Source organism: Priestia sp. ABM2_011 (assembly GCF_056158845.1).
This window is the reverse complement of the sequence record NZ_JBSWUB010000001.1, coordinates 4,694,907-4,708,176: the sequence shown is the minus strand read 5'-3', so window position 1 is coordinate 4,708,176 and position 13,270 is coordinate 4,694,907. Positions and strand designations below refer to the sequence as shown.

Genomic DNA, 13,270 nt, shown 5'->3' with positions numbered 1-13,270 from the left:
AATGTATAATAATAGTCATAATGTATGACATTAGTCAAAGGAGGTTAGTTGTGAAAGGCTGGAGCATACGCAAGAAATTAATTTTGTTTTTCTTATTCGCAACCGTTATTCCCTTTTTAATTTCAACGATTTTTACGTATCAATACACAAAAGAAACGGTTAAGAATCGATTTATTTCTACCAACTATCAAGTTATTAAAAATGGAAGCAATGATTTGAGTGATTACTTAAATGAAATTGCTAATATTACAAAAAGGCTGTACGGCTACCACCCATTTATTAAAGTGTTAGATGAAGGCGTATCAAGTGACTTAGGAGCCAATCAACTGGAAATATCACGCACTCTTCTTTATTTATATAATACTCGTCCAGAGATTGAACAGCTCCATCTTTATATTGAGAACGGGCATGACTCGTATACAGCTTATAATTCGAAAGTGAGCAGCAGAGGGAAGTACGATGATATTTACACCCAGCCTTACTATTCTTATTTAAATAAACATCATAAATTTCTTGCCATTGAGCCTACCCATGAAATTTATAGCTACAATAATTTATCAACGTTAATTGACTCACTGCCGAATCAAGTTATTAGCTTTCATCAGCGGATTGATGAAATTCCATCAGACAAGTTGTTAGCTTATCTATCTTTAGACATTAACATGACACAAATTCAATCTATATCGCAGCGCTTATATAATGAAGAGTCAGAAGATTTTTATTTAATGAACAATAAAGGGAAGGTTTTGTATTCTTCGGATTCAAAGGTTATTGGAAAAAACGAAAACTACCCGTGGCTAAAGGCGCTTACGTCTCAAGAGGATCACAGCATGGAATGGGAAGATAAAAGCTTCTCAGGCGTATTAATGTATGAAAAGCTTAAACAGCCTTTTGAGGACTTATACATTGTGAAGCGAATTCCTTACAGTGTTTTATATGAAGATGCAAGAAAGACAGCACTTATGAATGTATTAATTGGCCTGCCATTTTTGTGTATGCTCGTTATCGCGACGCTTTTTATATCGGTCCGTTTTACACAGCCGATTAACGTATTAATTCGCAATATGAAAGAAGTGGAAAAAGGATCATTTGAAGTCCGGTTTAAATCGCTTGGAAACGATGAATTTGGTGTTTTAGGAAGGCACTTTACCTCTATGGTGGAAACAATTAATGACTTAATTGAACGTAAATTCCGATTGGAGTTAGAAAATAAATCAACGCAGCTAAAAGTGCTGCAGTCACAAATTAATCCGCATTTTTTATACAACGCATTTCAATCGATTGGAACTCTTGCCCTTAAGCATAAAGCAGTTGAAGTATATTCTTTATTAACCTCACTTTCTCACATTATGCGTTACAGCATGAATATGAAAGAGGATATCGTTAGCTTAAAGCAAGAAGTCGATCACGTAAAAGCTTTCTTGAGTCTGCAGAAGCAGCGGTTTGGTTCAAAGTTTGAGTATGAGTTAAATATCGAAAAAGAGGCAGAGCTTATGCGAATACCGAAAATGGTCTTGCAGCCTCTTGTTGAGAATTCTTTTAAGCATGGATTCGAAACCCGCACAGGAAGCGGAAAGCTGTTGATTTCAGCGAAGTTAAACGGAGAAGAACTGATTCTAACTGTTTCTGATAACGGAAAAGGGATAGGAGAGAAAGAGTTGAATCAATTAAAAGCGAGACTTCAGCAATCGTATAATCAAACAGATGAGCATATTGGGTTGCAAAATATTTATGAACGACTTCGCATCTACTATGGAGATCATGCTTCAATGCAAATTAGCAGTCAAGAAAATCACGATTTTACCGTTGTCATAAAGCTAACAACAATTGAAGAAAAGAGGGATAGTGATGAAAGTATTAATCGTGGATGATGAAGAGCATGTAAGAGAAGGAATAAAGCTGCTTGGACAGTGGGAAGAGCATGAAATTACAGATGTGATAGAAGCTGATAGCGGTGAGCAAGCGATTGCGCTTATTGAGGATCACGGACCTGAAATCATTTTTACTGATATGAAGATGCCTAATATCGATGGAATTGCTTTGTTGGAGTGGATTAAAGAGAATTCACCTTCTAGCAAAACGATTGTGGTAACAGGGTATGATGACTACCACTATATGCGTAAAGCTATTCATTTTGGAAGTACGGATTATATTCTAAAGCCAGTGGATCCTTCGATTTTAAACGATACGCTTGTACGAGCTGTAACCCAATGGAAAAAAGAAGAAGAGTCAAGAAAAGTCCATAATAGCAGCTATCGTTTAATCAATGAAATGAAGCCGATTTATCGAGATCGAAAACTGACGCAGTTAATGAACAATTATTTGCTAAATCAATCAATCTATGAAGAGTTTGGTTTCCATCTGACTAGAGAATATGAAGTGGGGATTGTACGTGTAGATGAATCCATTATTCGTTCTTTTGGCGGTGACCGGGATTTAGCCTATTTTTCAATTTTAAATGTAATCAATGAAATGCTGATGGCAGAAGAAAATGGGGTAGCCTTCCGTTATTTATCAAATAAGTGGGAAATTATCATTATATTTTGGAATGATTTTGAACGCATAACTTCTTTGCTGACGACTTTACATACAGCAATTCGCCGTACGTTAGACGTGAGCTGTCGGATTGCAAGAGGATGCAAAGTCTCTTCTATTGATCAGCTAATGAAATCCTATGAACATGCGAAAAATTCGCTTTTATTAAGCAATGTTCTTGATCAAAATAAAGTGAAGGTCTACGGCGAGCAAGACGTTTTAGCAAGTGCTTTATTAATAAATATGATGGATTATAACAGTAAAATTGAAGAGGCGCTGCAAGTAGGGAAGTTTGAAGCTTTTTTGCCGGTATTCAACGAAATTATCACAGCTTTTGAAGCACAAAATTATCTATCATTAAAGCAAATTCTGCATTTTGAGCAGGAATATCAGCTGTTAAGCCAGCATTGGTTAAAAAGATATCACATTCCTTATACGATAAGTAATGGTCCTGAATATGTTCTTTCTTTTTTCTATAACCAAGATGGGCAGTTTCAGCTAGCAAAGTATGTAGAGAGAAAAAAGCGTGAAGTAAAGCGTTTTTTAAAAGTAATAAAAAGGTATAGCAAGCAAAACAATCGCGACGTTATTTATGAGATCGAACAATTTTTGCAGCAAAATTTTCATCGAGATGTGAAGCTTCAAGAAATATCGGAACGTTTCTATTTAAGCCGTGAATACATTTCGAGAAAGTTTAAGCAAGAATTTCAAGAAAATATTTCAGATTATATGGTGAAAGTCAGAATGAATAAAGCCAAATCACTTTTACTAAATGAAGAACTAAAAATCTATGAAATTGCGAATATGATTGGATATCATGATGATAAATACTTTCGAAAAGTGTTTAAAAAAGTAGAAGGCATTACGCCAAACGAGTATCGCAGTTTGACCGTATAAAAAAAAGCTGAAACTGTTATAAAACAGTTTCAGCTTTTTTTATTTCATGATATCTAGGCAGTGATCGCATTTGTTTCCGTAGCACTCATGCTGTTCCTCGATGTCGTTTCCGCATTCTACGCACTTTTTATTGGGTAATCTTTTGAAAAATTCAGTCATTTTTTCTAACATTTAAATCCCCTCCGTTGTTTTTTGTTACTAACATTGTATTATAACAGATGTTGAAATGTCAATTATGTTTTATAACAATTTAGCCTATTTTGCTATTCTAAGTGGTTATTTGTTATATAACAATGAGTTATTTCGATAAAATAGGCAAAACGAGTATCTTTCAGTTAGTTTTCAAAAAAAAGTAGGGTATACTGAACGTAATAAAAATAGTACGAAAGGGTGATTGAAATGAAAGTAACTGTTATTGGTTTTTGGGGAGGATATCCTGCTGTTTCAGAAGCTACTTCTAGCTATTTAGTTGAGCACGATGGATTTCAGCTGCTTGTTGATTGTGGAAGCGGTGCATTGGCTCAGCTGCAAAAATATGCAAAACCAGAAGAAATAGATGCGATGATTTTATCTCATTACCATCATGACCACGTGGCTGATGTCGGAGTATTTCAATATGCTCGCCTCATTCAGACTCATCTAGGGAACGCTGTTAAGGAACTTTCTATTTACGGACATACATATGATCAGGAAAGCTTCAACAAACTTACTCATAAAGGAATTACCAAAGGAGTAGAGTACGATCCGAGTCAAAAACTTGACGTTGGGCCTTTTACAATTGAATTTATGAAAACGAAACATCCAGTCGTTTGTTATGCCATGAAAATAAGTGCTGGCAATCAAACCGTCGTGTACACAGCGGACTCGAGCTATTTAGAAGAATTTGTTTCTTTCTCAGAAAATGCAGATCTTCTTATTTGTGAATGTAACTTTTATGCTAGCCAAGATGGAAGCGGTGCTGGACACATGACAAGTACAGAAGCCGGTACACTTGCTTCTAAAGCAAGTGTCAAACAACTCATGCTTACTCACCTTCCACACTACGGAGAACACCAACAGCTAGTAGAGGAAGCTGCTGCTCATTATCAAGGTACGCTTACGTTAGCTGAATCAGGATACGTATGGGAATAACAAGGAGGAAAATGAATGTTATTTATTGATAATCAAAAAAATTATGATCCCCGAATTAACTTAGCAATTGAAGAATATGCGCTCAAGCATCTAGATATTAATGAGACATATCTGCTGTTTTATATTAATGAACCTTCTATTATTATTGGAAAAAACCAGAACACCATTGAGGAGATTAATACAAAATATGTTGAAGATCAGCATATTCATGTAGTGAGACGTCTATCTGGAGGCGGTGCCGTTTATCATGATAAAGGAAATTTAAACTTCAGCTTTATTACGAAAGACGATGGAAATAGCTTTCATAATTTTAAAAAGTTTACCGAGCCAGTCGTGGAAGCGTTAAAGAAATTAGGAGTCAATGCTGAGTTAAGCGGACGAAATGATTTAATGGCGGAAGGACGTAAAATTTCTGGAAATGCTCAGTTTTCGACGAAAGGAAGAATGTTCAGCCATGGAACTCTTCTTTTTGATTCAGAGATTGAAAACGTGGTATCAGCGTTAAAAGTAAAAAAAGATAAAATTGAATCCAAAGGCATTAAGTCTATTCGAAATAGAGTAGCGAATATCAGTGAATTTTTAGAACAGAAAGTAACGGTGGAAGAATTTAGAGAAATGCTGCTTCGGTATATCTTTGAGGGAGAAGAAAATATAACAGAATATAAACTAACGGAAAAAGATTGGGAAACGATTCATCAAATTTCTAAAGAGCGCTATCAGTCATGGGATTGGAACTATGGAAAATCACCTAAATTTAACTTACAGCACTCTCACCGCTTTCCTGTGGGACAAATTGACGTTCGTTTGGAAGTGAATAAAGGGAAAATCGATGCTTGCACCATCTATGGAGATTTCTTTGGAGTGGGAGATGTCCAGGAAGTACAGGGAAAATTAACAGGTGTTCGTTATGAAAAAGCTTCTATTGAACAAGCCTTAGAGGACATCGATATTCCACATTATTTTGGTAATATTACAAAAGAAGAGTTTGTTGAATTAATCTATTAAGAAAAAAGTCTGCCACATCAGGCTTTTTTTCTTTTTAAACAGATGAGTCTTGTCAATAGAACAGCAGTAACATTATAATAGAATAGAAGAAGTAAGAATTTTTCCATTATTATGACTTAATAATGAATGGTTGTTCATTCATTCGTTATTAAAAGGAGGAAGTTATGAGATGAATTTGTCAGCACAGCTTCATAAAACAGCTGAGCAATTTCCGCAAAAATCGGCATATGTTTTTATGGATCAGGAAACATCTTATGCAGATTTTGATGCATCGGTATCTAAGTTTGCTAATGGTCTGAAGCAATTAGGTGTAAAAAAAGGAGATCATATCGCTTTAATTGTCGGCAACTCGCCTCATTTTGTTATTGGATTGTACGGTGCTCTTCGAGTAGGAGCTACTGTTATACCCATTAATCCTATTTACACAGCGGATGAAATTAGCTACATGCTTCAGGATGGAGATGTAAAAGCAGTTATTGCGGTTGATTTACTTCTCCCTGTTTTAAAAAAAATCATTGGACACACTCCATTTTTGGAACACGTTATCTTATGTGAAACGACAGATACAGTGGAAAGTATACCTTCTTATTTTCACACGTTTTCGCAAGTTGTAAACAGAGGGGAAGCTACATATGATTTTCTCGAGTTAAAAGAAGAAGATGTGGCCATCATTCTGTATACGTCAGGAACGACTGGAAAACCAAAAGGAGCTATGCTTACGCATAAGAATATTTATTCAAACGCTCAAGACGTAGCAGATTATTTAAGTATAAATGGGAATGACCGAGTCGTAGCTGCTTTGCCGATGTTTCACGTATTTTGTTTAACTGTTTCATTGAATGCGCCTTTAATGAATGGAGGAACGATATTAATTGAACCAAAATTCAGTCCATCTTCTATATTTGAATTAATTCAAAATCGACAAGCGACTATTTTTGCTGGCGTTCCGACAATGTATAATTTTTTACTTCAGCATGACAAAGGGAAAAAAGAGCACTTTCACACGGTAAGGCTTTGTATATCAGGCGGGGCATCAATGCCGGTGGCACTTCTAACCCATTTTGAACGTAAGTTTGGGGTCATGGTAGCAGAAGGCTATGGATTATCTGAGGCTTCTCCTGTGACGTGTTTCAATCCGATTGATCGAGAGAGAAAAGCAGGTTCTATAGGCACATCTATTATGAATGTTGAAAATAAAGTGGTAAATGAACTGGGAAAAGAAGTAGAAGTAGGACAAGTTGGCGAACTTATCGTCAAAGGCCCTAATGTGATGAAAGGGTATTATAAGCTTCCTGAAGATACGGAATATGCTCTCCGAGATGGTTGGCTGTATACAGGTGACTTAGCAAGAATGGATAAGGAAGGTTATTTTTATATCGTTGACCGTAAAAAAGATTTAATTATTGTAGGAGGATATAATGTTTATCCTCGCGAAGTAGAAGAAGTGCTATATGCGCATCGGGATATTGTAGAAGTGGCTGTTATCGGAGTTCCTGATCCTTCTTTAGGTGAATGTGTGAAGTGTTACGTGGTTTGCAATAATCAAGAGATAACGGAAGAGAAGCTTATTGCCTACTGCAAAGAGCACCTTGCTAAATATAAAGTGCCAAGTGAAATTGAATTTTTAAAAGAACTTCCTAAAAATACAACGGGAAAAATTTTAAGGCGTGCACTGAAGCAGCAGGTATCTCAGGAGCGATAAAATGAAAGCGATTCCAATTTGGAGGTGGTAAAAGAATGTCATCTATTTCTTATGAAATAAAGGGACACGTCGCTCATGTGATACTGAACCGTCCGGAAGCGATGAATGCTTTTAATTACGATATGCTTAAAGAATTGGAAGAAGTAATTGAAGGAATTCGTATTCAAAAAGATATTCGAGTTGTGACGTTTAAAGGGGCAGGTGAAAAATCTTTTAGTGTAGGTGCGGATTTAAAAGAACGTAAAACCCTCTCTGATCAAGAGGTAAAGCGCAATATTTACAAAATAGGAGAAGTGTTTTCTAAGATAGAGCAGCTTCCTCAGCCAACGATAGCAATCATCAACGGATATGCATTTGGAGGAGGAATGGAGCTGGCTTTAGCATGTGATTTCCGGATCGCTTCAACAGAAGCGCTTATGGGTTTAACGGAAACAAGCTTAGCGATTATACCAGGCGCAGGAGGAACACAGCGTCTCCCTCGCCTAGTTGGTGAAGCAAAAGCAATGGAACTAATTTTAACAGCTCAGCGCCTCACAGCATCAGAAGCAAAAGAATGTGGTCTAGTAACGAAGGTAGCTCCTGGATATCAAATAGAAGAAACAATAGATATTTTTATCTCGCTTTTATTAAAAAATGGGCCAATTGCACTTCAGCAAGCAAAATTTGCTATCAAAGAAGGAATGAAGGCCGATTTGCAGACTGGTTTGCAAATTGAACGAAAAGCATATGAGTTAACGATTCCGACAGAAGATCGTCTAGAGGCGCTTCAAGCATTTGCTGAGAAGAGAAGACCTAGTTTTAAAGGGAAATAAGCAGGGGCTGTCTAATGGACAGCTCTTTTTTAATTTCTTCGTATAATGAAGAAATTGAAAAAAGTAAAGGGTTCAAGAATAGAGAAGGCAAAGTTTAAACCTAGCTTTTGCCTATAATATGATGATATGATCTAGATAAAACAGCCATCTGAATCAAAAAGTAATGATTTCGAATTTTTTTGTTAAAAACTGTTGACTTTAATAAAGATATATTTTATTATTATAAAGCGTCGTTGAGACATAACAGTAACAACGAAGCTGAAAAAAGAATTTTAAAAAGTTGTTGACATTACGTCGGTAACTTGATAAGATAATAAAGTCGCTTAAGAGCGGCGGTTGAACTTTGAAAACTGAACAAAGCGACAAACGTCAACGTTAATTTTTATTTTTTAAATGAGCAAGTCAAACATTTCTTCGGAGAGTTTGATCCTGGCTCAGGATGAACGCTGGCGGCGTGCCTAATACATGCAAGTCGAGCGAACTGATTAGAAGCTTGCTTCTATGACGTTAGCGGCGGACGGGTGAGTAACACGTGGGCAACCTGCCTGTAAGACTGGGATAACTTCGGGAAACCGAAGCTAATACCGGATAGGATCTTCTCCTTCATGGGAGATGATTGAAAGATGGTTTCGGCTATCACTTACAGATGGGCCCGCGGTGCATTAGCTAGTTGGTGAGGTAACGGCTCACCAAGGCAACGATGCATAGCCGACCTGAGAGGGTGATCGGCCACACTGGGACTGAGACACGGCCCAGACTCCTACGGGAGGCAGCAGTAGGGAATCTTCCGCAATGGACGAAAGTCTGACGGAGCAACGCCGCGTGAGTGATGAAGGCTTTCGGGTCGTAAAACTCTGTTGTTAGGGAAGAACAAGTACGAGAGTAACTGCTCGTACCTTGACGGTACCTAACCAGAAAGCCACGGCTAACTACGTGCCAGCAGCCGCGGTAATACGTAGGTGGCAAGCGTTATCCGGAATTATTGGGCGTAAAGCGCGCGCAGGCGGTTTCTTAAGTCTGATGTGAAAGCCCACGGCTCAACCGTGGAGGGTCATTGGAAACTGGGGAACTTGAGTGCAGAAGAGAAAAGCGGAATTCCACGTGTAGCGGTGAAATGCGTAGAGATGTGGAGGAACACCAGTGGCGAAGGCGGCTTTTTGGTCTGTAACTGACGCTGAGGCGCGAAAGCGTGGGGAGCAAACAGGATTAGATACCCTGGTAGTCCACGCCGTAAACGATGAGTGCTAAGTGTTAGAGGGTTTCCGCCCTTTAGTGCTGCAGCTAACGCATTAAGCACTCCGCCTGGGGAGTACGGTCGCAAGACTGAAACTCAAAGGAATTGACGGGGGCCCGCACAAGCGGTGGAGCATGTGGTTTAATTCGAAGCAACGCGAAGAACCTTACCAGGTCTTGACATCCTCTGACAACTCTAGAGATAGAGCGTTCCCCTTCGGGGGACAGAGTGACAGGTGGTGCATGGTTGTCGTCAGCTCGTGTCGTGAGATGTTGGGTTAAGTCCCGCAACGAGCGCAACCCTTGATCTTAGTTGCCAGCATTTAGTTGGGCACTCTAAGGTGACTGCCGGTGACAAACCGGAGGAAGGTGGGGATGACGTCAAATCATCATGCCCCTTATGACCTGGGCTACACACGTGCTACAATGGATGGTACAAAGGGCTGCAAGACCGTGAGGTCAAGCCAATCCCATAAAACCATTCTCAGTTCGGATTGTAGGCTGCAACTCGCCTACATGAAGCTGGAATCGCTAGTAATCGCGGATCAGCATGCCGCGGTGAATACGTTCCCGGGCCTTGTACACACCGCCCGTCACACCACGAGAGTTTGTAACACCCGAAGTCGGTGGAGTAACCGTAAGGAGCTAGCCGCCTAAGGTGGGACAGATGATTGGGGTGAAGTCGTAACAAGGTAGCCGTATCGGAAGGTGCGGCTGGATCACCTCCTTTCTAAGGATTTTTACATGACGTACGTTTTGACACTTTGTTCAGTTTTGAGAGTTCAATCTCTCATTAATAATTGCGCCTGCGATTACTCGGCGCAAAACTGCACGTAGATATCACAGTGATGTTCATCATGATGTGATTGAAGTCAGTTGTTTTGTTCTTTGAAAACTAGATAACAGTAATTGCTGAGGAAAAGTGAAATTTTTCTTTAATCAAACCAATAAATAACACAACTTTATGTTGTACCATTTATTCGCTAATGGTTAAGTTAGAAAGGGCGCACGGTGAATGCCTTGGCACTAGGAGCCGATGAAGGACGGGACTAACACCGATATGCTTCGGGGAGCTGTAAGTGAGCTTTAATCCGGAGATTTCCGAATGGGGAAACCCACTGTTCGTAATGGAACAGTATCTTTATCTGAATACATAGGATATTGAAGGCAGACCCGGGGAACTGAAACATCTAAGTACCCGGAGGAAGAGAAAGCAAATGCGATTTCCTGAGTAGCGGCGAGCGAAACGGAATTAGCCCAAACCAAGAGGCTTGCCTCTTGGGGTTGTAGGACACTCTATACGGAGTTACAAAGGAACGAAGTAAATGAAGCGACCTGGAAAGGTCCGTCAAAGAAGGTAACAACCCTGTAGTTGAAACTTCGTTCCCTCTTGAGTGGATCCTGAGTACGGCGGAACACGTGAAATTCCGTCGGAAGCTGGGAGGACCATCTCCCAAGGCTAAATACTACCTAGTGACCGATAGTGAACCAGTACCGTGAGGGAAAGGTGAAAAGCACCCCGGAAGGGGAGTGAAAGAGATCCTGAAACCGTGTGCCTACAAGTAGTCAGAGCCCGTTAACGGGTGATGGCGTGCCTTTTGTAGAATGAACCGGCGAGTTACGATCCCATGCAAGGTTAAGCTGATAAGGCGGAGCCGTAGCGAAAGCGAGTCTGAATAGGGCGTTTAGTATGTGGTTGTAGACCCGAAACCAGGTGATCTACCCATGTCCAGGGTGAAGTTCAGGTAACACTGAATGGAGGCCCGAACCCACGCACGTTGAAAAGTGCGGGGATGAGGTGTGGGTAGCGGAGAAATTCCAATCGAACCTGGAGATAGCTGGTTCTCTCCGAAATAGCTTTAGGGCTAGCCTCATGTTGTGAGAGTCTTGGAGGTAGAGCACTGATTGGACTAGGGGCCCCCAACGGGTTACCGAATTCAGTCAAACTCCGAATGCCAAAGACTTATCCATGGGAGTCAGACTGCGAGTGATAAGATCCGTAGTCAAAAGGGAAACAGCCCAGACCACCAGCTAAGGTCCCCAAGTATACGTTAAGTGGAAAAGGATGTGGAGTTGCTTAGACAACCAGGATGTTGGCTTAGAAGCAGCCACCATTTAAAGAGTGCGTAATAGCTCACTGGTCGAGTGACTCTGCGCCGAAAATGTACCGGGGCTAAACGTATCACCGAAGCTGTGGATTGACATCTTTGATGTCAGTGGTAGGAGAGCGTTCTAAGTGCAGCGAAGTCAGACCGTAAGGACTGGTGGAGCGCTTAGAAGTGAGAATGCCGGTATGAGTAGCGAAAGACAAGTGAGAATCTTGTCCACCGAATGCCTAAGGTTTCCTGAGGAAGGCTCGTCCGCTCAGGGTTAGTCGGGACCTAAGCCGAGGCTGAAAAGCGTAGGCGATGGCCAACAGGTTGATATTCCTGTACCACCTCCCCGCCGTTTGAGTAATGGGGGGACGCAGTAGGATAGGGTAAGCGCGCTGCTGGATATGCGCGTTCAAGCAGTTAGGCTGATGAGTAGGCAAATCCGCTCATCATAAAGGCTGAGCTGTGATGACGAGGGAATTATAGTACCGAAGTTCCTGATTCCACACTGCCAAGAAAAGCCTCTAGCGAGGCGGGAGGTGCCCGTACCGCAAACCGACACAGGTAGGCGAGGAGAGAATCCTAAGGTGATCGAGAGAACTCTCGTTAAGGAACTCGGCAAAATGACCCCGTAACTTCGGGAGAAGGGGTGCTCTGGTAGGGTGTATAGCCCGAGAGAGCCGCAGTGAATAGGCCCAGGCGACTGTTTAGCAAAAACACAGGTCTCTGCGAAGCCGCAAGGCGAAGTATAGGGGCTGACGCCTGCCCGGTGCTGGAAGGTTAAGAGGAGGGGTTATCCTTTGGGAGAAGCTCTGAATCGAAGCCCCAGTAAACGGCGGCCGTAACTATAACGGTCCTAAGGTAGCGAAATTCCTTGTCGGGTAAGTTCCGACCCGCACGAAAGGCGTAACGATCTGGGCACTGTCTCAACGAGAGACTCGGTGAAATTATAGTACCTGTGAAGATGCAGGTTACCCGCGACAGGACGGAAAGACCCCGTGGAGCTTTACTGTAGCCTGATATTGAATTTTGGTACAGCTTGTACAGGATAGGTAGGAGCCTGAGAAGCCGGAGCGCTAGCTTCGGTGGAGGCGTCGGTGGGATACTACCCTGGCTGTATTGAAATTCTAACCCGCGGCCCTGATCGGGCCGGGAGACAGTGTCAGGTGGGCAGTTTGACTGGGGCGGTCGCCTCCTAAAATGTAACGGAGGCGCCCAAAGGTTCCCTCAGAATGGTTGGAAATCATTCGTAGAGTGTAAAGGCACAAGGGAGCTTGACTGCGAGACCTACAAGTCGAGCAGGGACGAAAGTCGGGCTTAGTGATCCGGTGGTTCCGCATGGAAGGGCCATCGCTCAACGGATAAAAGCTACCCCGGGGATAACAGGCTTATCTCCCCCAAGAGTCCACATCGACGGGGAGGTTTGGCACCTCGATGTCGGCTCATCGCATCCTGGGGCTGTAGTCGGTCCCAAGGGTTGGGCTGTTCGCCCATTAAAGCGGTACGCGAGCTGGGTTCAGAACGTCGTGAGACAGTTCGGTCCCTATCCGTCGTGGGCGTAGGAAATTTGAGAGGAGCTGTCCTTAGTACGAGAGGACCGGGATGGACACACCGCTGGTGTACCAGTTGTCTTGCCAAAGGCATCGCTGGGTAGCTATGTGTGGACGGGATAAGTGCTGAAAGCATCTAAGCATGAAGCCCCCCTCAAGATGAGATTTCCCATAGCGCAAGCTAGTAAGATCCCTGAAAGATGATCAGGTTGATAGGTCAGAGGTGGAAGCGTGGCGACATGTGTAGCTGACTGATACTAATCGATCGAGGACTTAACCAAACTTTAAAAGCGTAAGCTTTACTCAGCAAAC

General features: G+C 41.7%; 7 protein-coding genes and 2 rRNA genes. 8 read left to right on the top strand and 1 reads right to left on the bottom strand.

The features are described from left to right. Window positions 1-50: 50 nt before the first annotated feature. Both ACXAE4_RS24770 and ACXAE4_RS24765 read left to right on the top strand, forming a co-directional pair. Window positions 51-1,871, top strand: coding sequence for a cache domain-containing sensor histidine kinase (locus tag ACXAE4_RS24770; RefSeq protein ID WP_154990706.1), 1,821 nt, complete (start codon window positions 51-53; stop codon window positions 1,869-1,871). Beyond that, window positions 1,849-3,432 carry a response regulator gene (locus ACXAE4_RS24765; RefSeq protein WP_047751673.1) on the top strand — a complete coding sequence of 528 codons (1,584 nt, stop codon included), beginning with the start codon at window positions 1,849-1,851 and terminating at the stop codon, window positions 3,430-3,432. Before ACXAE4_RS24770 ends, ACXAE4_RS24765 begins: the two co-directional genes overlap by 23 nt. Window positions 3,433-3,471: 39 nt before the next feature. Here ACXAE4_RS24765 and yhfH read toward each other — a convergent pair whose 3' ends face one another. Further along, window positions 3,472-3,603: a protein YhfH gene (yhfH, locus tag ACXAE4_RS24760; protein WP_013055337.1), complete on the bottom strand. Its 132-nt coding sequence runs from the start codon at window positions 3,601-3,603 to the stop codon at window positions 3,472-3,474. Between the two features lie 228 nt (window positions 3,604-3,831). Here yhfH and ACXAE4_RS24755 point away from each other — a divergent pair, with 228 nt between their 5' ends. From ACXAE4_RS24755 to ACXAE4_RS24730, 6 genes are all read left to right on the top strand, one after another. Next, a complete protein-coding gene (locus tag ACXAE4_RS24755; RefSeq protein ID WP_034267959.1) occupies window positions 3,832-4,563 on the top strand; it encodes an MBL fold metallo-hydrolase in 732 nt (243 codons plus the stop codon). A 15-nt stretch (window positions 4,564-4,578) separates the two neighbouring features. Then, a complete protein-coding gene (locus ACXAE4_RS24750; RefSeq protein WP_098626103.1) occupies window positions 4,579-5,568 on the top strand; it encodes a lipoate--protein ligase in 990 nt (329 codons plus the stop codon). A gap of 169 nt (window positions 5,569-5,737) precedes the next feature. Beyond that, the gene (locus ACXAE4_RS24745) at window positions 5,738-7,270 is read left to right on the top strand and encodes a fatty acid--CoA ligase family protein (protein WP_475237146.1); all 1,533 of its coding nucleotides are present in this window, start codon (window positions 5,738-5,740) and stop codon (window positions 7,268-7,270) included. A 35-nt stretch (window positions 7,271-7,305) separates the two neighbouring features. Beyond that, window positions 7,306-8,082, top strand: a complete 777-nt coding sequence (locus tag ACXAE4_RS24740; RefSeq protein WP_047751671.1) for an enoyl-CoA hydratase-related protein — start codon at window positions 7,306-7,308, stop codon at window positions 8,080-8,082. A gap of 411 nt (window positions 8,083-8,493) precedes the next feature. Further along, a 16S ribosomal RNA gene (locus ACXAE4_RS24735) occupies window positions 8,494-10,045 on the top strand. A 258-nt stretch (window positions 10,046-10,303) separates the two neighbouring features. Next, window positions 10,304-13,239, top strand: a 23S ribosomal RNA gene (locus ACXAE4_RS24730). Together the 16S and 23S rRNA genes form the textbook arrangement of a ribosomal RNA operon. The last annotated feature ends 31 nt before the right edge of the window (window positions 13,240-13,270 follow it).

What these genes read in the sequence shown, in the direction of transcription:
- ACXAE4_RS24765 (WP_047751673.1), top strand. Translation starts at nt 1,849, where the DNA reads ATGAAAGTATTAATCGTGGATGATGAAGAGCATGTAAGAGAAGGAATA.
- yhfH (WP_013055337.1), bottom strand. Translation starts at nt 3,603, where the DNA reads ATGTTAGAAAAAATGACTGAATTTTTCAAAAGATTACCCAATAAAAAG.
- ACXAE4_RS24755 (WP_034267959.1), top strand. Translation starts at nt 3,832, where the DNA reads ATGAAAGTAACTGTTATTGGTTTTTGGGGAGGATATCCTGCTGTTTCA.
- ACXAE4_RS24750 (WP_098626103.1), top strand. Translation starts at nt 4,579, where the DNA reads ATGTTATTTATTGATAATCAAAAAAATTATGATCCCCGAATTAACTTA.
- ACXAE4_RS24745 (WP_475237146.1), top strand. Translation starts at nt 5,738, where the DNA reads ATGAATTTGTCAGCACAGCTTCATAAAACAGCTGAGCAATTTCCGCAA.
- ACXAE4_RS24740 (WP_047751671.1), top strand. Translation starts at nt 7,306, where the DNA reads ATGTCATCTATTTCTTATGAAATAAAGGGACACGTCGCTCATGTGATA.